This is a genomic window from Mesonia phycicola (genome assembly GCF_900141885.1).
Classification (GTDB): Bacteria; Bacteroidota; Bacteroidia; order Flavobacteriales; family Flavobacteriaceae; genus Mesonia; species Mesonia phycicola.
Genome location: NZ_FQYY01000004.1, coordinates 293844 through 319276, shown reverse-complemented (window position 1 = coordinate 319276; position 25433 = coordinate 293844). Strand labels below are relative to the sequence as shown.

Sequence of the window (25433 nt, the reverse complement as noted above, 5' to 3'; positions counted from 1 at the left end):
ATGACAGCAAAAATTGTTTACCAAAGTAATTTAAGAACAGAGTGCACGCATTTAAAGAGCGGAAATACTTTTATTACAGATGCACCAATAGATAATAATGGTAAGGGAGAAGCTTTTTCTCCAACAGATACTATTGCTACTGGATTGGCAAGTTGCATGTTAACTGTAATGGGAATAAAAGCAAAAAATGCTGATTTTAGTATTGATGGAGCATATGCAGAGGTTACTAAAACTATGGCAAGTGAGCCAAGAAGAATTTCTAAAATAGAAGTAAACCTTTATTTTCCTTTTAATTATTCAGATAAACAGAAAAAGATTTTAGAGCATACCGCTAATACTTGTCCTGTACATTATAGTTTACATCCAGATATAGAAAAGAAGATTAGTTTTAACTACAAATAATTTCTCTTTACTTAATATTGGGGTGATGTTTTACCTATAAATTGTCTATATAAGATACTTATTAGTAATCTTAATTTCATTTTGAGTTAAAGTAGGTCACTTTTTTTATTTATTAATTTATGGTTTTACAAATAACCATAAAATGAAAAAAAAAGTAAGTTCTATTTCTAGAAGAAAATTTATTTACAATAGCGTTTTAGCTACTGGAGGGGTAATGTTAGCCTCTAACTTTATTAGTTGTAGTAGTGATGATGATTTTGTTGATGAAAAATCTATTCCAGAAAATTTAGAAAATTCAAATTTTAACCACGGTGTAGCAAGTTTTGATCCAACATCTTCTCAAGTAATTATCTGGACAAGGTATACTACAGACTTATCTTCTGTGGTTATTAGCTGGCAAGTTGCTACAGATGCAAATTTTGAAAATATTGTAAGATCTGGAGAGGTTACTACAGACAGCTCAAGAGATTATACAGTTGCAGTAGAGGTACAAGAACTTACAGCAGATCAAAAATTATATTATAGATTTATTCAAATAGATGATGCTACAGTTTCTGTAACAGGAGAAACAATTACTTTTCCAGAAAATGCAAGTAACGTTTCTATAGCCATCTGTTCTTGCTCAAATTACCCGGCAGGTTTATTTAATGTATATGAATCTATGGCAAACTCTGAGGTAGATGTAATTCTTCATTTAGGAGATTATATTTATGAGTACGGAGAAAATGAATACGGAACTAACGAAAATACTTCTGCATTAGGTAGAACCCACAATCCTACCAATGAAATTATATCACTAGACGATTATAGAACTCGTTATAAACAATATCGTACAGATGAAAAACTACAATTAGCACATCAAAAAAAGCCATTTATATGTGTTTGGGATGATCATGAAATAGCAAATGATACTTATATTGATGGAGCTGAAAATCACCAATCTAGTGAAGGAGATTTTACAACTAGAAAAAATGTAGCCATACAAGCATACAGTGAATATGTGCCTGTAACTACCTCTGATAACGAAAAAATATATAGAAATTTTAATATTGGTAATCTAGTTAACTTATTAATGTTAGATACTCGTGTGATAGGTAGAGATAAACAATTAAGTTATGCAGACTATTTTACTAGTGACGGTAGTTTTGACTTTGTAAGCTTTCAAACCGACATAACCGATACTAACCGAACAATTTTAGGAGATACACAACGTAACTGGTTGTTAGAAGAGTTAAATAATAGTAGTACAAATTGGAATGTTTTAGGGCAACAAGTAATTATGGGAAGAATGCTTATCCCTATGGAATTACTATTAGGGCTTAACGAGCTTTTTGCTGTTATTGCAGCAACGGGAAGCATAACAGAAGAGGCTTTTACTAATTTTAATACATTGATGACAGAGTTAGTAACTATAAAACTTAGAATAAATGCACAAGACCCTAGTCTTACTCAAGAAGAAATTTTAAGAGTAGAAACTGTTGCTCCTTATAATTTAGATGCTTGGGATGGTTATGCAGCAGAAAGAGAGTTGCTTTTAAATGCATTTGAAGGTAAAAAAGTAGTCTGTCTTGCAGGAGACACACATAATGCTTGGGCTAATAACTTAAGAAATAATGAAGGAGAGCAAGTAGCTGTAGAGTTTGCAACATCATCTGTTACATCTCCTGGTTTTGAAACTTATTTAGGTTTAGGTGAAGGTGGTTCTGCTGTTATTGCTGGTTTTGAGCAAGCAATTAATGTGTTGATAGACGATTTACAATTTTTAAATGCTTCTCAAAGAGGGTATGTAAAATTAAATTTTAGCACTACAGATGTATTAGCAGATTATGTATTTATAGACAATATAACTTCCGATAGTTACACAGAAATTAGTGCGCATCAAATAAGTTACACAGGTTAAATAAACTATATTTTACTAAAGTAGAAAGTAGTATTAAGCAAAAAAATCCGGTTATTTTAATAACCGGATTTTTTAGTTTTAAAAAGTAGGAAGCTGTTTTTTAGCCTCTTCAAACTCTTCAATAATTTCTTTTACAATAGTTGCTGCGGGTTTAATGTCGTGTATTAATCCGCTAATTTGGCCAATTTCTAGTTCTCCCTCTTCTAAATCACCTTCAAACATTCCTTTTTTGGCTCTAGCTCTTCCTAATAAGTTAATTAAGTCTTCTTTACTAGGGCTTTTGGTGTAAAGCTCTGTAACATCGTTAAAAAATTTATTTTTCAATAATCTTACAGGAGCAAGTTCTTTTAACGTTAATTGCGTTTCCCCTTCTTGCGCATCTACCACCATTTGTTTAAAATTTTGGTGAGAAGAAGCTTCATTACTAGCAACAAATTTACTTCCAATTTGTACGCCATCTGCACCTAAAATCATAGCAGCTAACATTCCTTTTCCAGTTGCAATTCCTCCTGCAGCAATCAACGGGATACTAAGTTTTTCTTTTACCATTGGTATTAAGGTAAACGTAGTAGTTTCTTCTCTACCATTATGGCCTCCTGCTTCAAAACCTTCAGCAACTACAGCATCTACACCTGCAGCTTCAGCTTTTAATGCAAACTTTACACTGCTCACTACGTGAACAACGGTAATTCCTTTTTCTTTTAAAATAGGAGTCCAAGTTTTAGGATTTCCTGCAGAAGTGAAAACAATTTTAACCCCTTCAGCAATTATAATATCCATAATCTCTTCTAAATTAGGGTAGAGCATAGGTACATTTACCGCAAAAGGTTTTTGTGTTGCTTTTTTACACTTTTGTAAATGTTCTTTAAGTACTTCAGGGTACATAGAGCCTGCTCCAATAATTCCTAAGCCACCAGCATTACTTACAGCACTAGCCAATTTCCATCCGCTAGCCCAAATCATTCCAGCTTGTATTAAGGGATATTCTATATTAAAAAGAGAGGTGATTTTATTTGTTGCCATTATTGTTTGATAATTTTTAAAGACTTCTCGAAATTTTCTCCTTCAAATTTAGCAATATATATACTTGTAGAAAGCATAGATAAATTTAATTCTGAAGAGATATTTTGTTTTTGATATACCAACTTACCAAGCAAGTTGTATATTTTTACACTCAAGCTTTCTTGTTTTTGCTTCTGAATATATAGTATTTTAGAAACGGGATTTGGGTAAACCTTAATATTTTGCTGGTTGTATATGGTGTCTGATAAATTTTTTAAAGCAGTTTCAAAATTAGGAATTCCGTAACCCATTTGATTGGTTGGAGAGGTATAAAGAGAAGAAGACTCTCTAACCAATTGCATAATTTCTAAATTAGTTTTGTTAGGGTTAGATTGCCATAAGCTAGTAATTGCCCCAGCCATAATAGGAGATGAAAATGAAGTACCGTTAGCTGTGGTAACTTGATTATTAGTATCTATAACCGTAGCAGAAGAGCCTTGTGCCATCCCGTCTGGTTTTACTCTACCATCTGCAGTAGGTCCAATAGAACTAAATGATGCATATTGCTCTGTAGCGTCTACAGCACCTACGCTATACACCTGTCCATCTGCAGGAGCAGCAATAATATTAAAACTAGTACTATTACCAGAATTACCTGCAGATACTACTACCAAAATTCCTTTTTCTACCGCAATATTTGCGCCTTTGGTAATAAATGCAGTATCTCCATCCATATCTGCAGGGGTGTAACTATGGTTGGGATTATCAAAACTAGAGTAACCTAAAGAAGTGTTGATTACATCTACACCTAAGCTATCTGCTCTTTCTGCCGCTTCTACCCAATAACTTTCTTCTAGTGGTGTCTCTGAGTTGGTGTCTTCTGTTCTAAAAAGATAATAACTAGCATCTGGAGCGGTGCCAACAAAGCTATTTTGAATATAACCAGCCATGTTAGATAAGACTAGTGTACCGTGACTGCTTCCTGCAAAGGCATCATAATTAGCAGTTCTATCTACAAAATCATAACCGCCAATTAAATCGTTATTGTTTCTTAATCTACTAAAACCAGCTAGAGTATTTACTTCTGGGAAACCTGCATCCATTACGGCAACCAACATTCCTTCTCCTGTATAATTATTCTCGTGAAGGTAATCTACATGAAGCATTTCTATTTGTACAGAAGTGTTTCCGTAGTTAAAATCTACAAAACTCTCTAAATGTTTTTCGGTAAAAACTTCTTGTTCTGTAGTTTTAATTTTATTGTTTAAAGAAGTATCTGCAAATAGAATTTTATCTACAAAAGAAAAACTACTAAGGGCATTAATATCTTCTACGCTACCTAGTACGTGCACACAATTAAACCATTTAGATTTTGCTTTTACCTCAATACCAGTTTGGTTTTTTATAGTAGTTACAAAAGCTTCATTAATAGGTACATCTCTCTCATCTATACTTATATTGTGAGAGTTTTTTCTATCTATGGCCCGTTGGGTTAAAATACTAATTGGGTTTGCAATAGCTGCAGTAACATTTTCTTTACTATTAAAATATACCCACGCCTGTTCTTGTGAAAAGGTAATTTGGTGTAGCAGAAAAATAAAAAACAGTAAAATTTTTTTCATAGCCGATTCTTTTTCAGCTACAAGTTACGAAATTACTCCAGATCCTAACAATTCTTCTTCATGATACCAAGCTACAAATTGCCCTTCTGTGATAGCACTTTGCGCATTTTCAAAAATAACATATAGTCCATTTTCTGTTTGGTAGAGTTTAGCTTTTTCTAATGCTTGTCTATATCTTATTCTAGCCATTACTTCTAACTCTTCTCCAATTTGTAATTTCAAATCTTCTCTTATCCAATGAGTTTCTTCTGTAGTTACAAATAGGCCTTTTCTGTATAAGCCAGGGTGGTTTTTACCTTGCCCTGTGTAAATAATATTTTCATTTACATCTGTATCTATCACAAAAAGAGGTTCTGGAGTACCACCTACCGCAAGACCTTTACGTTGTCCTTTGGTAAAATAATGAGCACCATTATGATGGCCAACTTCTTTACCTTGCTCTTTTTGGTAAGTAAATTTTTTAGAAATAAATGCTAACTCTTCTTCTGTAGAGTTAAATAAAGGTGTTTCTGTATGATAAATATTTTCTTCTGAAGGGATTTCTATAATTACTCCATCTTTTGGTTGTAATTTTTGCTGAAGAAAATCTGGTAATCTTACTTTACCTATAAAGCACAGACCTTGAGAGTCTTTCTTACCAGCAGTTACCAGCTCTTGTTGCGCAGCTATTTCTCTTACTTCACTTTTTTGTAATTCACCTATAGGAAAAAGAGTTTTTGCAAGCTGCTCTTGTGAGAGTTGACATAGAAAATAAGATTGATCTTTATTTTTGTCTTTTCCTGCTAATAATTGGAAGGTAGTTTTACCATCAATCTCCACTTCTCCTTTTCTACAATAGTGACCAGTAGCTACAAAATCTGCACCTAAAGAAAGTGCAATTTTCATAAACACATCAAATTTAATTTCTCGGTTACAAAGTACATCTGGGTTTGGTGTTCTTCCTCTTTCATATTCATAGAACATATAATCTACAATACGTTCTTTATATTCTTCGCTTAGATCTACGGTTTGAAACGGAATTCCTAATTTTTCTGCAACAAGCATAGCATCATTACTATCATCTAACCAAGGGCACTCGTCACTTATAGTTACAGAGTCATCATGCCAATTTTTCATAAAAAGGCCAATTACTTCATAACCTTGCTCTTTTAATAGGTAAGCTGTAACACTAGAATCTACACCACCACTAAGACCAACAACTACTTTTTTCTTTTTCACGTTCAATAACAATTTATTGCAAAATTAGTGATTTTGTCGGTTTATTTGGTTTTTCTTACAGTTGGTTTTTCTTTAGGAAATTTTTCTGTTTTGGTTACTTCTCCATCTTCATAATATTTCCAGATACCATCTTTTAATCCATCTTTATAGTTTCCTTCTTGAGTTATTACACCTTTCGGATTGTAAATTTTAGTTAGCCCGTGGAGTGTACCCTTATTGTAATTATAATATTGTAAAAGATTACCATTAGCACCGTAAACAAGATTTTCTCCGTGCATTACTCCATTAGCATATTCTTGAGTTTCGGCAAGTTTTCCATTTTCATAATAAATAGATTTTAAGCCGTTTAGTTTATTGTTTTTATAGTTTTCTTTCATCATTACCACATCTTTACCTTTGTGATAATAAATCCATTCACCTTCTCTTTTTTTATCTACAAACTGGCCTTGGGTAAGTAACTTTCCTTTATTGGTAAAAAATTTAGCTTCTACAATATTACTATTTGGAGTGTAGGTTTTTGTAGCATGTGGGTGATCTTCGTTTCCTTTTTTATAAAATTTAAAAGTACCGGTTTCTTTCCCATGGTTAAATTCACCTTCGTATCTAATTTGGTTTGTCCCTTCAAAAGTTTTTGCCCATTTACCATGTCTTTTTCCATTAGAATCTAATTGATTAATTTCTGCATTTTGAGCTAATAAAGTTATAGGGATTAAAATAAAAAATAATAATAAACCGTTTCTAATAAACGAGAACATAAGCTATGGTTTTTTGTATATTGTGGCTTTTATTTGATAAAATTTTATAACGCAATGATGAATAAAAATATTTTAAAAATAGCAAAATTACTTTCTTTATTTGGAATAATCTTTTTGACATTTTCATGCGTAGATGATGACGATAATGGCAATATAATTAATGGAACCAATTCTATTGTAAATTATATGGATAAAAATCCGCGTTTTAGTTTATTTAAACAATTAATAGTTAAAGCAGAATTAGACGGGGTTCTAGATGGTAATTATGGTACCTACACAATGTTAGCACCTAATAATGATGCTATGCAAACTTATTTAAATGAAAATGCGTACGATAGTGTAGCTCAAATTTCTAGTGATTTAGCTTATGATTTAGTGAATTACCATTTGTTAGAAGCGCTTAATACAGAATCTACTTTTGTAACTAGTTATTTAAGTAGTGTGTCTACTGTAGCCTTAACAGACAGTACTACTACCAATTTAAGTTTATTGGTTACTACAGAAGATGGTATTCTATTTAACGGTGAGGTTGGTATTGTAGAAGGAGATATTGATGTAGATAATGGTATTTTTCATGAAATTGATGGTGTTTTAGATCTACCAACTTTGCAAACATTTTTAGAAGCAGATTCTAATTTTTCTGCTTTTTATAATGAAGCAATAAACACTACTAGTGATTTTCAAGATGTACTTTCTTCTACAGATTTTCATACCTTATTAGTCCCTTCTGCAGATGCATTTACCACTTTTTGGTCTAGTGCAAATTTTACAGAAGAAGAGAAAAAACAATTTTTTAATTATCATATTCAAGATAGTCTTTTAACTTCAGATTATTTAGTGACGGGCTATAGAACTACCCACGCACAAGAAACTATAGGTAACGAAGATTACTTGTTAAATATTTATTTAAATAAAGATGATGGATTGATATATAACGGAGTAAGCTATATTTCTGTTCAAGACGTGGTTGCTACTAACGGTGTTATTCATGGGCTAGATGAAACTCTAAGTTTGCCTACTTTAGCAGATTTTATAAATGCGGATTTAGATTTAATTAATTTTCAGTCTAGCTTAACACGAACAGATCAAGCGGGAGAAGACTATATAAATAGGCTAAATACAGTAAATGGGACAGAGGCTCCGTTTACCATATTTGCCCCTATTGATACTGCTTTTGAAAGTGCTTTATTAGAATTGTACCCTGCAGAAGCGGCAACAATAGAAGATATCCCTACAGATAGTTTAACTTCTATTTTAAATAATCACTTAGTTACTAATAACGCTTATGCACTAGAGAATTTACCTTCTGTAATAAATACACTAAAAAGTCAATTGCAAATTGCTAAAACCGATAGCACTTTTACACTTACAGATGCACAACAACGCTCAGCTAATTCTACCTCTGTAGATATAAAAGCTAAGAACGGAATTTTACATAAAATAGACACTCTTATGTTTTATTAAACAAATGTTTGTTTAATGTTAATTAACTTTTGTTAAACAAAATGTTAAGTGTTCATGATTTAGTTTTATCTAAAACAAATAAACTATAATCATGAAAAAGCAAAATTTATTTTCAATCTTATTACTAGTATGTTCATTTACATTTGTTGGATGTAGTGATGATGACGATTCTACTTCTGATGCAATGGACGATAGTACAATAGCAGAAATTGTTATTGAAAGTGAAAACTATTCAAGCCTAGAAGCGGCTTTAATTAAAGCAGATTTAGTAACTACACTTTCAGGTGATACAGAATACACTGTTTTTGCACCAGATAATGATGCGTTTGCAGAATTTTTAAGCGATAATGGTTTTAATTCTTTAGAAGATGTGCCAACCGATGTATTAAAACAAGTTTTATTAAATCACGTTATTCAAGGAGAAGTAGAGTCAGATGAAATTAGTACTGGCTATGTAACTAATTTGGCGGTAGAAGAAACAAGTCAAGCTAATTTAAGTATGTATTTAGATACCAGTAATGGCGTTACTATTAATGGAGAAGTAGCTGTGGTAAATGCAGATATTGATGCTGAAAATGGAGTGATACACGCTGTAGATAAAGTTATTGCTTTACCAACTGTGGTAACATTTGCAACTGCAGATCCTAATTTTTCAATTCTAGTAAATGCATTAACAAGAGAAGATAGTTTTTCTTATGTAAGTACTCTAAGCACACCAGCAGGAAGCTCTCCAGCACCATTTACTGTTTTTGCACCAACTAACGATGCTTTTGCAGATTTGTTAGCAGAATTAGAAGTAAGTGATTTATCAGATATTGATACAGAAACTTTGGCAGCTACCCTAAATATGCACGTGATTGCTGGGGCTAATGTTAGAGCAGAAGATTTAACCTCTGGAGACGTAACTACTTTAGGAGGAGACGTTACTATAAATGAATCTAACGCAACTATTACAGATGCAAACGGAAGAGTAAGTACTGTAATTGTAACAAATGTGCAAGCAACTAATGGTGTAGTGCACGCTATTGATAAAGTGATTTTACCGGCTTTATAAGAATTCAATAAGAATTTGTAGAGTGAAATACAATTAAAACCCCTTCAAAGTATTAGTTTGAAGGGGTTTTTTATTTTGAAGAAATTGTTGCTTTCTTACTTATTATTTCTTTGTTGCTGTTCTGCTTGCTCCATAATATCTTGAAATTTTTGAGCGAACTTACCTTTCTTTTTAGGTTTCTTTTTGTTCTCTTGAATTTTAGCGTGAATCTTTTCATCATCAATAATAAAATTCTTAATCACTAACATAATACCTATTGTAATTAAGTTAGAAGTAAAGTAGTATAAAGAAAGTCCACTAGCATAGTTGTTGAAGAAAATCAACATAAATAATGGAGAAAGGTACATGATAAATTTCATGTTAGGCATTCCCGGTTGTTGTGCCTGTTGCATACTTTGCCCAGTAGTCATCGTCATATAAATAAAGATGGCAATAGAAGCTAAAATAGGGAACAAACTAATATGATCTCCATAAAGAGGAATTCTAAATGGTAATTCTACAATAACATCATAGCTAGATAAATCTTCTGCCCATAAAAATGACTTTTGTCTTAACTCAAAAGCACTAGGGAAGAAGTTGAATAAAGCATAAAATACAGGAATTTGCATTAAAGCTGGCAAACAACCATTCATAGGGCTGGCACCTGCTTTGCTGTACAGCTTCATGGTTTCTTGCTGCTTTTTCATTGCATTATCTTTATACTTCTCGTTAATTTCATTTATTTCAGGTTTTAAAACCTTCATTTTAGCTTGAGAAACGTACTGTTTGTATTGCACAGGAGATAGTAACAATTTCACGCAAATTGTTAAAAAGATAATTGCGATACCTGCAGGTAAAAATCCGCTTAGTAAATCAAAGAAAGGTATAATTAAGTACTTATTAATAAAGCCAAAAATACCCCAACCAAGAGGTACTACTTCGTCTAAATTACGGTCATAATCGTTTAAAATTTTATAATCTGTAGGTCCGTAATACCAGTTCATAGACTCATTTAACTCTCCACCATTAGTCTTTAATGGAATGGTAGCAGCAAAACTTTTAGTAAATAAGGTGTCTACATCGTCATCTTGTACTAAGTTTCTAGAAACAAATTTTGCACTTTCAAAAGAAGAGTTAGATAATAAAATAGAAGAGAAGAAGTGTTGACGAAAAGCTATCCAAGTGATATCTTCTTCTTCATCTTCATCTAATTCACTTTGCCCTGTGTAATCATCGTTGTCACCATCATACTCCCACAATATTTCTGTATATCTATTTTCATAAGAAATACTTTTAGAATGTCTATGGGCTTTTAATTTCCAATCTAGTAAAACATCGTTGCTACTATTAATTACATCGTTTAAACCTTGAGATCTGATAGAAAAATCCATCATATAGTCATTAGGTTTTAAGGTGTAAACGTATTCTAAATATTCATTTTGAGAAACCTTTAGTTTCATAGAAAGAATATTATTCTCTCCATTTTTGGTTAACTTAGGTTCAAAATATAAATCTTTAGTATTTAAAATTTTGTTGTCTACGGTAGTAAGTTGTAGGTTAAAAGATGCATTATTGTCTTTTACTATATAAACTGGTTTACCGTCGTAGGTAGTTTCGTTTTTAAGTTTAGCTTCAATAATTTGTCCTCCTTTATTACTAACTTTTAATTCTAGAACATCATTTTCAACTGTGGTAATATTATTGGTAGCAGAAGCTAAAGTTGCAGAATAACCAAAAGCACCTAAGCTACTTTTAGCTTTTGCTAGTGCAAGTGAATCTGGAGTTGCATTAGAGTTTTCTGTAATAGTATTTGAAGACGCGTTGCTATCTTCTGTAACTATTTCTTGATTTTCTGGAGTGCCAACTACGGTAGTTTCTGTTTTTTCATTTTGATTGGTGTATAACATCCATACTAAAATGGCACCAATTAATACAAATCCTATTAAAGAATTGACGTCAAATTTTTTATTTTCCATAAATTAAAGGAACAAGGAATTTTATTTTATTTATAAGTGATGGCAAAAGTCTTCATTTAGATGTAGATAACCATACTTATCTATTTATTTTTTTAAAGTCAAAAAAGTTACCATTATTAAAATAATGCCAAGATGACATTATTTCTTTTTGTTTTTAGCATATTCTTTGGCAGCTTTTACAAATCCTATAAATAAAGGGTGTGGTGTTTTTACCGTACTTTTATATTCAGGATGGTATTGAACTCCAATAAACCAAGGGTGTGTTGGTATTTCAACTACTTCTACTAATCCTGTTTGTGGGTTTGTACCAGAGCTTAACATACCTGCAGCTTCAAGTTGCTCTTTGTATTTGTTGTTGTACTCATAACGGTGACGGTGTCTTTCAGAAATAGTACTTTTTCCGTATGCTTCAAATACTTTTGTACCTTCTTTAAGTTCACATTCCCAAGCGCCAAGTCTCATTGTACCTCCCATTTGGGTGATATTTTTTTGACTTTCCATAATATCAATCACAGGATTTTTGGTTTGCGCTTCCATCTCTGTAGAGTTGGCATCTGGAAGGTTTAATACGTTTCTTGCATACTCAATTACTGCCATTTGCATACCTAAACAAATTCCGAAGAAAGGAAGGTTGTTTTCTCTTGCAAATCTAACGGCTTCAATTTTACCTTCAATACCACGCTCACCAAAACCAGGAGCTACTAAAATACCATCTAAATCTGTAATTTTAGTTTTTCCTTCAATGTCAATAAATTCAGAATGAATACTTCTAATATTTACTTTTACTTCATTTTCTGCACCAGCATGAATAAAAGATTCTAATATAGATTTATAAGAATCTTGTAATTCTACATATTTACCTACTAAACCAATTGTAACTTCTGCTTTAGGGTTTTTGTGTCTGCTTAAAAATTTATTCCAATTAGTAAGGTCTGGTTGAGAGTCGTTAGGTAGGTCTAATTTCTTTAGAGTGATAGTATCTAAACCTTCTTCTAACATTAAATTAGGTACATCATAAATAGTAGATGCATCTATAGATTGTATAACAGCTTCTTTCTTTACATTACAGAATTGAGCTAGTTTTTGGCGTAAATCGTCACTAAGTTCATGTTCTGTTCTACATACCAAAATATCTGCACTAATACCACTTTCCATCAATGTTTTAACACTGTGTTGTGTTGGTTTAGTTTTTAATTCTTTAGCAGCAGATAAGTAAGGTACTAAAGTTAAATGAATAACTAGAGAGTTATGGTCACCTAAATCCCACTTTAATTGTCTTACAGATTCTATATAAGGTAAAGACTCAATATCACCAACAGTACCGCCAATTTCTGTAATTACAATATCGTAATCTCCATTTTGACCTAAAAGCTGAATTCTTCTTTTAATCTCGTTAGTAATGTGAGGTACTACTTGTACGGTTTTACCTAGAAACTCACCACGACGTTCTTTTTCTATTACGCTTTGGTAAATTTTACCTGTAGTTACATTATTAGCTTGTGAGGTATTTACATTTAAAAAACGCTCGTAATGCCCAAGATCTAAATCTGTTTCTGCACCATCTTCTGTTACAAAACATTCACCGTGTTCGTACGGGTTAAGAGTACCAGGATCTACATTAATATATGGATCTAGTTTTTGAATAGTGGTTTTATAACCACGTGCTTGAAGAAGTTTTGCTAAAGAGGCTGCGATAATTCCTTTCCCTAGAGACGAAGAAACACCACCGGTAACAAAAATATACTTGGTATCGGCCATTTTTGGGTAATTTAAATGTTGTCTATACGGGGCGCAAAAGTACTAATAACAATTTATTTTTAAGCTATAAACTGCATTTTTGTAGTCTAAATTTTATTTGGATGCGGATATTTTTTTCTAATTTCCTTTAATAAGTATTCTAACCCGTTAATTTTGAGTTCAAAAACAGCTCTCATTTGTTCTCCCGTTTTTCCTGGCGGAAAGCCTTTTTGGTTAAACCAAACAAAATAAGGTTCTGGTATGTCTGATAAATACCAATCTTTATACTTACCAAAATACATTTTAGTGTAGGCAAGTTTCAATAATTCTTCGTTTTTAAGCATCAAAAAATGGATATTCAGAATTAATTTTTCAAAAAAAAGTGAAATAAATTGAATAAAGGTCTTTTAAAATTCAAAAAGTATTGCTACAAAATATTACATTTGTTACTTTTGTGAACCGAAATAGAACTAGAAAAACCTGATTATGAATTTACACGAATATCAAGGAAAAGAAATATTAAATAGCTTTGGTGTAAGAATACAACGTGGTATTGTTGCAAATACTCCTGAAGCTGCAGTAGATGCTGCTAAAAAACTTACAGAAGAAACCGGGACTGGATGGCATGTGATTAAAGCACAAGTACACGCAGGTGGTCGTGGTAAAGGTGGTGGGGTAAAACTTGCTAAAAATCTTCAAGAAGTAGAAAAAATTGCAGGAGAAATTATTGGAATGCAATTAGTAACACCTCAAACTTCTGCCGAAGGTAAGAAAGTAAATCAGGTTTTAATTGCAGAAGATGTTTATTATCCTGGAGATAATGAGCCTGAAGAGTATTACATGTCTGTTTTATTAAATCGTGCAAACGGTAAAAACATGATTATGTATTCTACAGAAGGAGGGATGGATATTGAAACTGTTGCAGAAGAAACTCCACACTTAATTTTTACAGAAGAAATAGATCCTGCTACAGGAATTTTACCTTTCCAAGCTAGAAAAATTGCTTTTAACTTAGGTTTATCTGGAGCAGCGTTTAAAGAAATGACAAAATTTGTTTTTGCTCTTTATACTGCTTACGATAAGTCTGACTCTTCATTATTTGAAATTAACCCAGTGTTAAAAACAAGTGATGATAAAATATTAGCTGTAGATGCAAAAGTAAGTATTGATGATAATGCACTTTACCGTCACAAAGATTACGAGGCAATGCGTGATGAGCGTGAAGAAAATGCTACAGAGGTAGAAGCTAGAAATGCAGGTTTAAACTATGTAGATCTTGACGGTAACGTTGGGTGTATGGTAAACGGTGCAGGTCTTGCAATGGCTACTATGGATTTAATTAAGCAAGCAGGTGGTGAGCCAGCTAACTTTTTAGATGTTGGTGGAACTGCAGATGCTAAAAGAGTAGAAGAAGCTTTTCGTTTAATTTTAAAAGATGAGAATGTAGAGGCTATCTTAGTTAATATCTTTGGTGGTATTGTACGTTGTGATCGTGTAGCGCAAGGTATTGTAGATGCATATAAAAATATGGGAGATGCAATTAATGTTCCTATTATTGTACGTTTACAAGGAACTAATGCAGATGTTGCTAAAGAATTAATTGATAGTAGTGGTCTTAATGTAGAGAGTGCTGTACAATTTCAAGAAGCTGCAGATAAAGTACAAAAAGTATTGGCTTAATAAATTAAGTTTTGCATATAATAAAAAATCCCGTTCTACAAGAACGGGATTTTTTTGTTTTATAAAAGAAGTAATGTTAATTAGTAACTTCCAGAAGCTAGACCAGCACCTACACCAATTATAGTAAAAATAATTTGTAGAACAATTGCAACACCAAAGCCAATTAGAGCAGCGTAACAAGCTGTTTTTGCTTTTTTAGGGCTTTTGTTTTTTTCCATGATGTAAATAATAGCACCTGCAATTGGAATACAAAAAGATAAAACTTTAAGACCTGTGCTTAATTCTTCATTTTCTAGATTTTGATTTTGATTAATTTCTTCAGACATTTTGAGATTGGTTTAATTAATTATTGATAATATTAAATTTCCTAAATAAATTCCTATTATAGATACTAAGGCCATACTTGCAACACCAGCAACTAAGCCTGTAATAAATCTTCTGTAATTATTACTTTCTATATTAAAATAAGCTTGTATAAAGCCATCTAAATAGGTAGGGATAATTAGAAGTAATGCAAATAACAACGGAATTTGAACAACTCCAAATAAAAATAAAGGAAAAGATAAATAACCTAGATGAATTCCTGTACATCTTGCACAAACAGGAAATTGTTTTCCTTTCCAGAAAAAAGAACGTTCTGGTTTTCTATGGCAAAATACAAGATCTATGCTTTGCTTTTTTAATTTCATAAAATTAATAGCTAATTTTTAAAAGCTATAAGTGTAATCCGCATTCTGTTTTTGGATTGTTATTCCAACGTCCAGATCTGTCTTCTCCAGGTACTGTACAGTGTTTGCAACCAATAGAATTATAGCCTTTAGCTACTAAAGGATGAAAAGGAAGTTTATTTTTCTCAATATATTCATCACGTTCTTCTTTTGTGACATCTAATAGAGGGTAAAATTTTAAAATTTCTCCACGTTCTTCAAAAATATTTAAGCTAGAACGATGGTCACTTTGCCACTCCATTAAACCACTTACCCAAACAGAATATTTTTTCTTGATGGTTTCTAACGGACTTACTTTGTTAATTGAGCAACAAAAATCTGGATTTTTTCTCCAAGTTTCATCTTTTGTAGTAAACTCGTGTTCGTTTTTAAGGGCGCCAATAGAGTTAACGTTTAATCCGTACTTTTTTGTAAGTTCTTTTTTGTAAGCTAAAGTTTCTTCAAAATGGTAGCCAGTATCAATAAAAAAAACTTCTTGTTCTTTATTAATTTCAGAAAATAATTTTAATAAAAATGCAGAAGTAGCTGCAAAAGAGCTCGTAAGCATAACTTCAGACACATCAAAATCATTATATAATTCTTCTATTCTTTGTTGAATAGATAGAGGTTTATATTTTTTATTTAGCGCTTTTATTTCTTCTTCAGTAAAAACATGCTTTTTTACAGTAATATCGCTCATAAATTTAATATTGAAATACTTACCTTACTTAGACTTAAGGCAAGAGTTTATTTTACAAAATAGTTAATAGCAAACAGGTTTATTTCTTCTTAGGTGGCATTGGGCCTCTTAAGTGAATAATTAGTCCGTTTAAAAAATTTCGTAAAAATTGATCACCACATTCTTGGTATTTGGGATGGTCTTCTTTTCTAAAGATAGCGTTTAACTCACTTTTAGAAACTTTAAAATCTACTAACTCAAAAATTTTTACGATATCATCATCTCTCAATTTATGTGCAACACGTAATTTTTTGAAGATATCATTATTGTTTAATCCCATAATTTATTTTAATGAACTACAAATTTAAGAATTTATTTCACTTTGAATAGCTAGATAGTTTTTTATAAATTTTATCTATTCTTTCTAAGTCTTTTTTATTCTGTATAGTTTGTTGAATATCGGTGTAAAGTTGCTCTGCTTCTTCTAAAATATCTTTTTTATAAGAGGCTAGTTTACAATCTTGTTGTAGTAAGTATGTCATCATTATAAATAACTTTTGTACGCAAGAAATGTCTGTTTTGCAATAAGTTCTATATGCAACCATAACTTGGTAAAGCAATTCTTTAAAATTTACTGTGGTAATAAAAATTCTAGAAACCTCATCTTTTACTAGAACTGTTTTGTCGTTTTTCTTAATTCTGTAAGCAAATAATTCTGTTAAATAATCTATGGTGTTAATAGCTGTACCTGGATCGTTTATACCTGGTGACATTGCTTTTATTCCAATTTCTGTAATTTGTTTAAAGGCAAGTACGTAATTATCTTCAACTAATTCTCCTCTTGCAAAATTAAAATTAGATAGAATTTTATTCAGTAATTCATCAGATATCTCTCTGTTTATTTTTATAATAGGAATTCCCTTTAGTACAAAAACTCCTTGAACGGGTAATATTTTTATTTGAAGGTCTTCTTCTGTACAAATATCTAGTAGATTATTTACAGCAAATTTTTGAAAATATCCGGTTTCTGAGCTGTAATAGCTTACCCAATTAGAAGTATCTGGAAAATCTGGAGTACTTTCTTTTTCGTTATCTAAAATTGCAATAAGTTTTTTCTTTGCTTTTTTATAAATACTATCTAAAATATTATTTACCTGTATGGCTTGAGAGATAGAATGAATAAAGTATAGAAAAGCACCAAAACAAACTACGGTAAATATAATGCCTAATAAAACAGAAAACCCTGGTAATTGGTATTGTTCTTCGTCTCTAGGGTTTATACCAACTAAAGTAAAGGTGTTGTATAAAATGGTAGCTAAATAAATACCTAATACATATTGATGATTTTTGTTAGAAATTAAACCAGGTAATACTCTTGGGGAAAAATTGCTAGATGCTTGGTTAAGTAAAACCATTACCATAGAAAAGCTAAAAACCATTATAGAAATAATACCTCCTGTTAAAAAACTGAGTAAGGTTTTAGCTGTATCTGCATTATTAATAACCAATTCTGGTACGTGCTCTATAATAAAAGTAGAAATACCCAATTTTTCTAAATAGAGCATTAGCATAGCAAAATGAAAACCTATAAAAGCAAATAGGGTAGGGTAAAAAGCAATTTTACCTTCTATGGTATGAAAAAAACTAAATACTCTGTTGAAAAGTGATTTCATAAAATGATTTCTGCTACTAATTTAATTCTTTAAGTGACTATTAAACCTAGCTTAACATAAGTTTAAACAAATAAACTGACTTTATGTCTTGTTTTTAATATGTAAAACTGACAAAAAGACGCTTTTTTAGAGTTGGTATTTATATTGCTAATTGCTAAACGTAAAATTGATATAAACATTAAAAATTATAATTATGAGTTTAGTTAAAAGAACACCAGCAGAAAATTGGTTACCATCTATTTTTGATGATATGTTTAAAACAGATTGGTTAGGAGGTACTTCTAATGTAAATAATATTGGAGTAAGTATCCCTGCAGTTAATATTCAAGAAACAGAAGATAATTTTTTAGTTGAAGTAGCTGCACCAGGAAAAAAGAAAGAAGATTTTAATATAGAATTAAATAATGATGTATTAACAATTTCTTCTGAAGCTAAAAAAGAAAATACAGAAACAAAAGAGGAAGCAACAGGTAAATTTACTCGTAGAGAATTTAGCTACAGTACCTTTAAAAGAGCTTTTAGTTTACCAGAAACTGTAGATAGTTCTAAAATTAATGCTTCTTATGAAAATGGAGTTTTGTTGATTAACCTACCAAAAAAAGAAGAAGCAAAAGTGCAAGCTAAACGCTTTATAGAGGTTTCATAATAATAGTAAGGTTGGATTAGTTAAGTAAAAAGGCTTGAGTATTATTGCTCAAGCCTTTTTTAATTTAATCTTTTTTGTTTTTTAGTTTCTCTTGAAGCATTTTAATTTCATCTCTAAATTTTGCTGCAGCCATAAAATCTAATTCTTTTGCAGCTTTTTCCATTTCTTTACGTACGCTTCTAATTCTATCTTCTAATTGGTTTTCATTAAAATAAGTAACTTCTTCTTCTGCTGCTTTTAAATTTTCTGCAGGCTCAAACTTATATGGTTGTGTCTTTTTCCCGTAAAGAGAGTTTTCATCTAAAGATTTGTTTAATGCAGTTGGAGTTATCTTGTTTTTAGTATTATAATTTATTTGCTTTTGTCTTCTATACTCGGTTTCATCAATGGTTTGCTGCATACTTTTAGTAATCTTGTCTGCATACATAATAGCTTTTCCCTCTAAGTGTCTTGCCGCACGCCCAATAGTTTGTGTAAGTGATCTATTGCTTCTTAAAAAACCTTCTTTATCTGCATCTAAAATTGCTACTAAAGAAACTTCTGGTAAATCTAAACCTTCTCTTAGTAAGTTAACTCCTACTAAAACATCAAAAATACCTCTACGTAAATCTTGCATTATTTCTACACGCTCTAAAGTATCTATATCACTGTGAATGTATCTACACCTAATATCTATTCTGCTTAAATATTTGGTGAGTTCTTCTGCCATTCTCTTAGTTAGAGTAGTTACTAAAATACGCTGGTCTTTCTCTACTCTAATTTGAATTTCTTCAATTAAATCATCTATTTGATTGAGGCTAGGTCTAACTTCTATAATCGGGTCTAGCAGGCCAGTAGGTCTAATTACCTGCTCTACGTAAACACCATCTGTTTTTGCTAACTCATAATCTGCAGGTGTAGCACTAACATATACTACTTGGTTTTGTAAGGCTTCAAATTCTTCAGCTTTTAAAGGTCTATTATCCATTGCTGCCGGAAGACGAAAACCATATTCTACCAAATTTTCTTTTCTGCTTCTGTCACCACCATACATAGCACCAACTTGCGGAATGGTAACGTGACTTTCATCAATAATCATTAAATAATCATCTGGGAAATAATCTAGCAAGCAGAAAGGACGCGTACCTGGTTGCCTGCCATCTAAATAACGAGAATAGTTTTCTATACCAGAGCAATACCCTAACTCTTTAATCATTTCTAAATCAAAGTTAGTACGTTCTTCTAAGCGTTTTGCTTCTAGTGGCTTGCCAATATCTTTAAAGTAGTTAATTTGCTTACCTAAATCTAGCGTAATATCGTTTATAGCATTGTTTAAAACATCTGGAGAGGTCACAAACATATTTGCTGGATAGATATTTAGTCGCTCGTATTTTTCAAAAATCTCATTAGTTAAGGGATCAAAAGCTTCAATTTCTTCAATTTCATCTCCAAAAAAATGAACTCGGAAAGCATCGTCTGCATAACCAGGAAAAATATCTACGGTATCACCTTTAATTCTGAAATTACCACGATTAAATTCTGCTTCTGTTCTAGAGTATAAACTCTGTACCAACCTATGAAGTAATTTGGTTCTAGAAATTTCCATATCTTTTTGAATGGAAATGACATTTTTTTGAAACTCTACAGGGTTACCAATACCATAAAGACAACTTACAGAGGCTACAACTAAAACATCTCGTCTGCCTGAAAGTAGGGAAGAGGTAGTGCTTAATCGTAACTTTTCTATTTCTTCGTTAATAGATAAATCTTTTTCTATATATGTACCAGAAGTAGGTATATATGCTTCTGGTTGATAATAGTCGTAATAAGACACAAAATACTCTACCGCGTTTTCTGGAAAAAATGCTTTAAATTCATTATATAATTGTGCTGCTAGTGTTTTATTATGTGCTAGAACAAGTGTAGGTTTTTCTACATTTTTTACCACATTGGCCATGGTAAATGTTTTACCAGAACCTGTAACACCTAATAAAGTTTGGTATCTCTCGTTTTGATGAATACCTTCTGTTAATTGCTTTATAGCTTGGGGTTGATCACCAGTTGGTTGAAACGCCGATTTAAGTTTAAATTTCATACTCTAAAAATAACAATTTGCTATCTCTTTAATGTGAAATGTCCCTTAAAATCTTCGGCATCTTTAAAAGTTACTAAAAACCAATATTCTGAAGATGGCATTTGTTTACCGTGAAAGGTTCCGTCCCAATAACCTACAGAAGAAATACTTTTTAATAATTTGCCAAATCTATCAAAAATATATACCGCTTTAATCTGTTTGTTTAGGTTGTTAGTACCTATTAGTCTCCAAGTATCATTAATTCCATCTTGGTTTGGTGTAAAAAACTTTGGGTAGCCTAATACTATAATTTCTTTCATAGCAATACCGCAGCCATTTATATCTTTTACATAAATTATGTGAGAACCTGCTTCTACACTAAAAATAGGAGATTCTTGGTAGTTGTTAAATTGATTGTCTAAAGAATATATGTAGTCACCATCACCTTCTGCAGAAATAATTAACGTATAATCATCAAAAGTACCTTCAATTTTATAAGATATACTTGCTTTTTCTGAACCAAAAACTTCTATAGAATTTGTTGTAGAACAAGTATATTCTTCTCCATTTACAACTTCAGTTTTAGTAATATTTACCTGGTAGGTGCCTAAAGAATCTACGTTAATAGAAGGCGTGGTTTCACCTGTATTCCATTCAAAAGTAAATGTAGAGTTGCTTTCTTTAAGTCCTGCTTCAATAGTAACTGTATTGTTTTCTTCTACACAAAGATATGGAGCTTGGTAACTAGGGTTAAGTTCAGGTTCTTGTATACCTTGTAAAACTACTTCTATAATACCTTGGCAGCCAGCGGAGTTTTCAATTTTTCCGAAAACAGAAAGGGGTAAATCTTCTATACTTACTTCTATATTATTAGAAAGCGAATTTGTTTCCGCTAACGCATCACCTTCATTAGCATAATAAGTAACCGAAAAAGAGCTTAAACCGGTTTCTGTTTCAATTAAAGAATAAGCATTAGCTAAATTAAAAGGGATAAAACTGTTTGCAATTGAGTAACAATTTACCAGACTTATTGCAGTATAACTGGTATAAGTGGTTTCTAATGTTAGGCCTACAGTAGTTACACAACCAGAAATTGAAACAACTCTTGCATAAATTTTTTGACTAGGATTGGTATTAGAAAAACTATCTGCGTTAGAAATAGGATTTTGGTTGGATAATGCCTCTGTTTCTGTTAAAAAATAGTTGGTAACTGTAAAGTTTGGATTGTTATTAATTAAATCTTGACTTGCATTATTTAAATTAAAAATACTTAATCCGTCATTATTGGTGTCACACTCGTATAAAAAACCATCTACTAAATTAGAAAAACTAAAATACTCTACCTCAATACTGTCTTCTGCAGTGCAATTTGCTCCGTAAGTAACCACCACTTTATATGTACCAGCGGTGTTAATAGTGTAATCTGTAGTTGTGGTTCCAGAAGTAAGTAAAGTCTCAGAATTATCGTTATTAACTAGAAACCATTCATAATTTGTAGGTGTATTACCGTTATCACTTACAGAAAGTGTATGTGTTTCATTCTCACAAAGCGCGTTTTCTCCGGTTAAATCATCTCCTAAATCTGCACCAATATTAAAACTGCTTCCTTCTAGAAAAACAGCAGAATCGTATCTGTAGTTATAATCGTCTGCTATTACTAGTTTTATATGATAGGTACTTCCTGCATTTACAGAAGCTTGAGCTACCAATGGTTTGGTTTGACCGTTAAAATTTATTGAGTGATTGTTATTGTTGAAAGAAGAAAAATATTGTTCATTTTCTGCATCACAGCCTCCAGGTATTTCTGGGTGTACTGTGGTGACTTTTACTGGAGTTGTTGTGCCTGGTACTACCGCAATGTTGGTGTAGGTGCCACCTATAGGTTTAATTAAAAAACCAAATACATCTGAGTATTGGCAAGTACTATCATCTCCTTCTTGGTATTCTTCTGAAGCAAAAATGTATTGAAATTGAATGGTATTTGCATTGGGAGTAAAATCAAACTCAATAGAAGTTGCATTTAGTGTATTGCTTATACCCAAAACTTGTTCTAAATCTTGGTCTGCACCCCAACCATTTGCATCATCATCACTCAGATTGTTATTTGGCCCAGGTACATTAGAAAGCCTACCGGTACTCATTACCACACCGTCTTCAAAAGGAAAATTGCTATTGTTTTTATTAAAATAGCCAATACTTTTTTCTGTATTAAAACTTCCGCTTACAGAATTAGTAACCAATATATTTTCTATACAACCGCTATTAATTAAAATATCTTCAATTAATTCTTGTGGGGTATAACTATTAGAATCTACTTTGATATATTGGCTAAACCCAGTAAAACTAAATAATGTAAATGCAAAAAATAAAAATCTTTTCAAAGCTAAATTTTGGATTGCAAAATTAGGTAATTTTCAAAGATTAGTTCTAACTGTGTATATAATTTAACTATAGCATAATTTATCGGTTAAGATATACCCAACTTTTATAAACTTGGTAATTAGAATCTTTTAAATCTAATATGTAGTAGTATGTACCTGTAGGTAATTGCTTCCCTTCATTGGTTAAACCTCTAGTACTTTTACCATCCCACTCAGGGGTATTATTGTTACCTTCATAAATAAGGTTACCGTAACGATTGTAAATTTTTAGCTGAAATTTTTCAAAAATATTATACAATCCGCTTATATGAAAAGTATCATTTACTGTATCATCGTTTGGTGAAAAACCTTCTGGTATAAATGGCGGACAGTTTTCTACGCCTATATTAAAACTATAGATTTTATAACAAGCATCTTGCTCTTCTACTCTAACAAAAATTTGTTGAGGATCACTTACTGAATAATAGTTAATGGGATTTGTAATAGGATTGTTTAAAAAACTAGCATCTGTAGCTGTTACATAATAGTTTTCTATAACTTCTGAATTGGTTAAGGGGATAAACTCTTCTATTTCTGTTAAGTCAAAACTTGCTAAGTTAAAACCTTCATCACAATTAATAATTGTTTCAGGAATTTCTAAATTTTCTATGGCATTTATAATTAATAAAAATGAAGCAGTAGTATAACATTCTGGGTGATCTTCATTTTCTAATCTTGCATAAATGGTTTGTGGGTTAGTGGTATTTTCAAAAGCAGATAAGTTAGTAATGTTATTTTGATTTATATCTGCATCATTTTGAGTTAGATGATAAGTTAATGCACTGTTTGGCTGATTATTTTCTAATAAAATATCGTTATCATTTAAATTAAATGTAGCTATTTCATCATTACTAAAATCATCACATAAAATTAAATCTTCTGGGTCTCCAATTACAGGTAAGTAGTGTATTGTTAAGAAAAACGAAGTGGTGATATAGCAGTCACTATCTTTTGTAGATTCTATTCTGATAAAAATTTCTTGTGGATTGGTAATATTTTGGTAATTGTTAGTATTTGTAATGGGGTTTATTGCATTTTCAGCATCACTAAGTAATTCATAATAACTTACAGAAACATCTGTTTGAGAGCCTATTACTAAAGAGGTGTTGGAGCTAAAATCAAAACTAGATATTCCGTCGTTACTTGCATCGTCACACTCTTCAAAATCTAAAGGAGTAACAGCAGCTACAGGATTAATTAATTGTACTTGTGTATTTGTTTCGTTATTATCTGGATTAATTTCTTGAATAATAGTATTTCCATTTCCATCATCGTTTACTACCATAGATAATGTAAAAGTATTTGCAATAGAAGCAGGGATACTTAAGGTAATTTGTCCAGATTCTGAACCACCAATAGCAATTATGTTATTTGTGTTAGTTTGCCCTACAAGTAAATTATCTGCATAAAATAAAATTACTGTATTTGCAGGAAGTTCATCTGTACAGTTGATATTAGTAACAGTATAGTTTACTTCAATATCTCTAGATTCACAAAATACATCTACTAAATCTATTACAGGAGCAGGATCTGGTAGAACACTGTTAAATACAGTTACTATGTTATTAATAATAATTAAATCTGCTCTAAAAATTCCGTTTTCATCTAAATCACCAGTAGTAAGTTGAATGTTGGCAGTGGTGTCTCCAATATTGATATTATTTTCTACATTGTAAACATCTAAATCCATATTGTAGCTAGTACTAGAATTTGTAAAGCTATTTGTACCATTAAAAGCATTACCTAATGGATTTAAGGGCGGATTAGAAATTAAGTTCCCGTTTACTAATAAGTCTTCTCCATAATATAAAGATTGGTCACCCTCCCAAGCTAAAAATCCAATTTTAGCTCCAATATTATCAATGACGTTTATATTTGTAAGATTAATATTTAAATTAAGATTGCTACTAGAAACACCTTCTAATCCATCATAAATACTAAGTTGATTTAAGGGTAGGCTAGGGTCTTCATAAACAATTATTATAGACCAACCTCCGAAATTAGTTGCAGTATTACAATATGCAGAATTGTTGGTGATAACACTATTTAAATCTAAATTAGACAAGGTATAAGTGCCATTACCTGTAGCTTGTAAAATTGTAGTTACATCTTTAAAAGCAGCAAAAAAATCTAAGTTATTTAAATTTACTATAAAATTTCTATCGGCAGTTAGGTTTTGATTGTTGAGAGTTACATTTAAATCTCCTGTACCAGAACCAGCCCAATATAGATAAGCTGCTTTTATTGTTTGAGAAGTATTTAGGTTTAATGTAGCAGACGATGAGGTGTTGATACTACATGGGGACGTAGGATTGTTATTTTCTTCTGTGTTTAATGTGTTACCTATACCAACATAATCATACCTACCATTAAATTGATCGTACAACGAAATTTTTTGTGAGATTACAGATAATGGAATTAAAAATATTAAAATAAAATAGAATTGTTTCATAAATAACTAATATT

21 protein-coding genes are annotated in these 25433 nt (G+C 31.5%); 6 read left to right on the top strand and 15 right to left on the bottom strand.

Translation table 11 applies throughout. The annotated features are described in order from the left end of the window. On the top strand, positions 1-402 hold the full coding sequence (locus tag BUC03_RS07665; RefSeq protein ID WP_073149933.1) for an OsmC family protein: 402 nt from the start codon (positions 1-3) through the stop codon (positions 400-402). Between the two features lie 142 nt (positions 403-544). After that, on the top strand, positions 545-2302 hold the full coding sequence (locus tag BUC03_RS07660; protein WP_073149931.1) for an alkaline phosphatase D family protein: 1758 nt from the start codon (positions 545-547) through the stop codon (positions 2300-2302). A gap of 78 nt (positions 2303-2380) precedes the next feature. On the opposite strand, the gene BUC03_RS07655 is transcribed toward BUC03_RS07660, so the two are convergent. From BUC03_RS07655 to BUC03_RS07640, 4 genes are read right to left on the bottom strand one after another with little or no spacing between them, the layout of a single operon-like run. Further along, positions 2381-3325 (bottom strand): NAD(P)H-dependent flavin oxidoreductase, encoded by a 945-nt coding sequence (locus BUC03_RS07655; protein WP_073149929.1) that lies wholly within the window; start codon positions 3323-3325, stop codon positions 2381-2383. Continuing rightward, positions 3325-4926 (bottom strand): S8 family serine peptidase, encoded by a 1602-nt coding sequence (locus tag BUC03_RS07650; protein ID WP_073149927.1) that lies wholly within the window; start codon positions 4924-4926, stop codon positions 3325-3327. The genes BUC03_RS07655 and BUC03_RS07650 overlap by 1 nt, the downstream gene beginning before the upstream one ends. Positions 4927-4950: 24 nt before the next feature. Further along, the gene (mnmA, locus tag BUC03_RS07645; RefSeq protein ID WP_073149925.1) at positions 4951-6144 is read right to left on the bottom strand and encodes a tRNA 2-thiouridine(34) synthase MnmA; all 1194 of its coding nucleotides are present in this window, start codon (positions 6142-6144) and stop codon (positions 4951-4953) included. A 41-nt stretch (positions 6145-6185) separates the two neighbouring features. Further along, positions 6186-6899, bottom strand: a complete 714-nt coding sequence (locus BUC03_RS07640; RefSeq protein ID WP_073149923.1) for a toxin-antitoxin system YwqK family antitoxin — start codon at positions 6897-6899, stop codon at positions 6186-6188. A 54-nt stretch (positions 6900-6953) separates the two neighbouring features. Between BUC03_RS07640 and BUC03_RS07635 the strand changes: the two genes are divergently transcribed. Beyond that, positions 6954-8363, top strand: coding sequence for a fasciclin domain-containing protein (locus tag BUC03_RS07635; RefSeq protein WP_084112855.1), 1410 nt, complete (start codon positions 6954-6956; stop codon positions 8361-8363). Positions 8364-8454: 91 nt separating this feature from the next. Further along, positions 8455-9417, top strand: coding sequence for a fasciclin domain-containing protein (locus BUC03_RS07630; protein ID WP_073149918.1), 963 nt, complete (start codon positions 8455-8457; stop codon positions 9415-9417). A gap of 95 nt (positions 9418-9512) precedes the next feature. On the opposite strand, the gene yidC is transcribed toward BUC03_RS07630, so the two are convergent. The 3 genes from yidC to BUC03_RS07615 all read right to left on the bottom strand — a co-directional run bounded on the left by yidC (position 9513) and on the right by BUC03_RS07615 (position 13453). Next, positions 9513-11372 carry a membrane protein insertase YidC gene (yidC, locus tag BUC03_RS07625; RefSeq protein WP_073149916.1) on the bottom strand — a complete coding sequence of 620 codons (1860 nt, stop codon included), beginning with the start codon at positions 11370-11372 and terminating at the stop codon, positions 9513-9515. Positions 11373-11510: 138 nt separating this feature from the next. Next, on the bottom strand, positions 11511-13130 hold the full coding sequence (locus BUC03_RS07620; protein WP_073149914.1) for a CTP synthase: 1620 nt from the start codon (positions 13128-13130) through the stop codon (positions 11511-11513). Between the two features lie 86 nt (positions 13131-13216). Then, positions 13217-13453, bottom strand: a complete 237-nt coding sequence (locus BUC03_RS07615) for a DUF3820 family protein (RefSeq protein WP_073149912.1) — start codon at positions 13451-13453, stop codon at positions 13217-13219. A 142-nt stretch (positions 13454-13595) separates the two neighbouring features. Between BUC03_RS07615 and sucC the strand changes: the two genes are divergently transcribed. After that, positions 13596-14789: an ADP-forming succinate--CoA ligase subunit beta gene (sucC, locus tag BUC03_RS07610; RefSeq protein ID WP_073149909.1), complete on the top strand. Its 1194-nt coding sequence runs from the start codon at positions 13596-13598 to the stop codon at positions 14787-14789. Positions 14790-14869: 80 nt separating this feature from the next. Here sucC and BUC03_RS07605 read toward each other — a convergent pair whose 3' ends face one another. The 5 genes from BUC03_RS07605 to BUC03_RS07585 form a co-directional block, all read right to left on the bottom strand. Continuing rightward, a complete protein-coding gene (locus BUC03_RS07605; protein WP_073149907.1) occupies positions 14870-15115 on the bottom strand; it encodes a hypothetical protein in 246 nt (81 codons plus the stop codon). A gap of 12 nt (positions 15116-15127) precedes the next feature. Then, positions 15128-15478 carry a DUF2085 domain-containing protein gene (locus tag BUC03_RS07600; RefSeq protein WP_073149905.1) on the bottom strand — a complete coding sequence of 117 codons (351 nt, stop codon included), beginning with the start codon at positions 15476-15478 and terminating at the stop codon, positions 15128-15130. Positions 15479-15503: 25 nt separating this feature from the next. Further along, positions 15504-16196 carry a phosphoadenylyl-sulfate reductase gene (locus BUC03_RS07595; protein ID WP_073149903.1) on the bottom strand — a complete coding sequence of 231 codons (693 nt, stop codon included), beginning with the start codon at positions 16194-16196 and terminating at the stop codon, positions 15504-15506. Positions 16197-16275: 79 nt separating this feature from the next. Next, complete coding sequence (locus BUC03_RS07590) at positions 16276-16515, bottom strand: DUF1456 family protein (protein WP_073149901.1); 240 nt, start codon at positions 16513-16515, stop codon at positions 16276-16278. Positions 16516-16552: 37 nt separating this feature from the next. Next, positions 16553-17848, bottom strand: a complete 1296-nt coding sequence (locus tag BUC03_RS07585; RefSeq protein ID WP_073149899.1) for a DUF2254 domain-containing protein — start codon at positions 17846-17848, stop codon at positions 16553-16555. Between the two features lie 193 nt (positions 17849-18041). Here BUC03_RS07585 and BUC03_RS07580 point away from each other — a divergent pair, with 193 nt between their 5' ends. Then, positions 18042-18494 carry an Hsp20/alpha crystallin family protein gene (locus BUC03_RS07580; protein WP_073149897.1) on the top strand — a complete coding sequence of 151 codons (453 nt, stop codon included), beginning with the start codon at positions 18042-18044 and terminating at the stop codon, positions 18492-18494. Between the two features lie 64 nt (positions 18495-18558). On the opposite strand, the gene uvrB is transcribed toward BUC03_RS07580, so the two are convergent. The 3 genes from uvrB to BUC03_RS07565 all read right to left on the bottom strand — a co-directional run bounded on the left by uvrB (position 18559) and on the right by BUC03_RS07565 (position 25419). Then, positions 18559-20568, bottom strand: a complete 2010-nt coding sequence (uvrB, locus tag BUC03_RS07575) for an excinuclease ABC subunit UvrB (protein WP_073149895.1) — start codon at positions 20566-20568, stop codon at positions 18559-18561. Between the two features lie 20 nt (positions 20569-20588). After that, positions 20589-22928, bottom strand: coding sequence for a T9SS type B sorting domain-containing protein (locus BUC03_RS07570; RefSeq protein WP_073149893.1), 2340 nt, complete (start codon positions 22926-22928; stop codon positions 20589-20591). Positions 22929-23007: 79 nt separating this feature from the next. After that, on the bottom strand, positions 23008-25419 hold the full coding sequence (locus tag BUC03_RS07565; RefSeq protein WP_073149891.1) for a T9SS type B sorting domain-containing protein: 2412 nt from the start codon (positions 25417-25419) through the stop codon (positions 23008-23010). Between the last annotated feature and the right edge of the window lie 14 nt (positions 25420-25433).

Bases quoted from the DNA above. Each gene is read 5' to 3' on its own strand.
- BUC03_RS07580 (WP_073149897.1), top strand. From the start codon at position 18,042: ATGAGTTTAGTTAAAAGAACACCAGCAGAAAATTGGTTACCATCTATT.
- BUC03_RS07565 (WP_073149891.1), bottom strand. From the start codon at position 25,419: ATGAAACAATTCTATTTTATTTTAATATTTTTAATTCCATTATCTGTA.
- BUC03_RS07590 (WP_073149901.1), bottom strand. From the start codon at position 16,515: ATGGGATTAAACAATAATGATATCTTCAAAAAATTACGTGTTGCACAT.
- BUC03_RS07605 (WP_073149907.1), bottom strand. From the start codon at position 15,115: ATGTCTGAAGAAATTAATCAAAATCAAAATCTAGAAAATGAAGAATTA.
- BUC03_RS07630 (WP_073149918.1), top strand. From the start codon at position 8,455: ATGAAAAAGCAAAATTTATTTTCAATCTTATTACTAGTATGTTCATTT.
- BUC03_RS07650 (WP_073149927.1), bottom strand. From the start codon at position 4,926: ATGAAAAAAATTTTACTGTTTTTTATTTTTCTGCTACACCAAATTACC.
- BUC03_RS07665 (WP_073149933.1), top strand. From the start codon at position 1: ATGACAGCAAAAATTGTTTACCAAAGTAATTTAAGAACAGAGTGCACG.
- BUC03_RS07640 (WP_073149923.1), bottom strand. From the start codon at position 6,899: ATGTTCTCGTTTATTAGAAACGGTTTATTATTATTTTTTATTTTAATC.
- BUC03_RS07595 (WP_073149903.1), bottom strand. From the start codon at position 16,196: ATGAGCGATATTACTGTAAAAAAGCATGTTTTTACTGAAGAAGAAATA.
- uvrB (WP_073149895.1), bottom strand. From the start codon at position 20,568: ATGAAATTTAAACTTAAATCGGCGTTTCAACCAACTGGTGATCAACCC.
- BUC03_RS07620 (WP_073149914.1), bottom strand. From the start codon at position 13,130: ATGGCCGATACCAAGTATATTTTTGTTACCGGTGGTGTTTCTTCGTCT.
- BUC03_RS07655 (WP_073149929.1), bottom strand. From the start codon at position 3,325: ATGGCAACAAATAAAATCACCTCTCTTTTTAATATAGAATATCCCTTA.
- BUC03_RS07615 (WP_073149912.1), bottom strand. From the start codon at position 13,453: ATGCTTAAAAACGAAGAATTATTGAAACTTGCCTACACTAAAATGTAT.
- yidC (WP_073149916.1), bottom strand. From the start codon at position 11,372: ATGGAAAATAAAAAATTTGACGTCAATTCTTTAATAGGATTTGTATTA.
- BUC03_RS07635 (WP_084112855.1), top strand. From the start codon at position 6,954: ATGATGAATAAAAATATTTTAAAAATAGCAAAATTACTTTCTTTATTT.
- BUC03_RS07660 (WP_073149931.1), top strand. From the start codon at position 545: ATGAAAAAAAAAGTAAGTTCTATTTCTAGAAGAAAATTTATTTACAAT.
- sucC (WP_073149909.1), top strand. From the start codon at position 13,596: ATGAATTTACACGAATATCAAGGAAAAGAAATATTAAATAGCTTTGGT.
- BUC03_RS07600 (WP_073149905.1), bottom strand. From the start codon at position 15,478: ATGAAATTAAAAAAGCAAAGCATAGATCTTGTATTTTGCCATAGAAAA.
- BUC03_RS07585 (WP_073149899.1), bottom strand. From the start codon at position 17,848: ATGAAATCACTTTTCAACAGAGTATTTAGTTTTTTTCATACCATAGAA.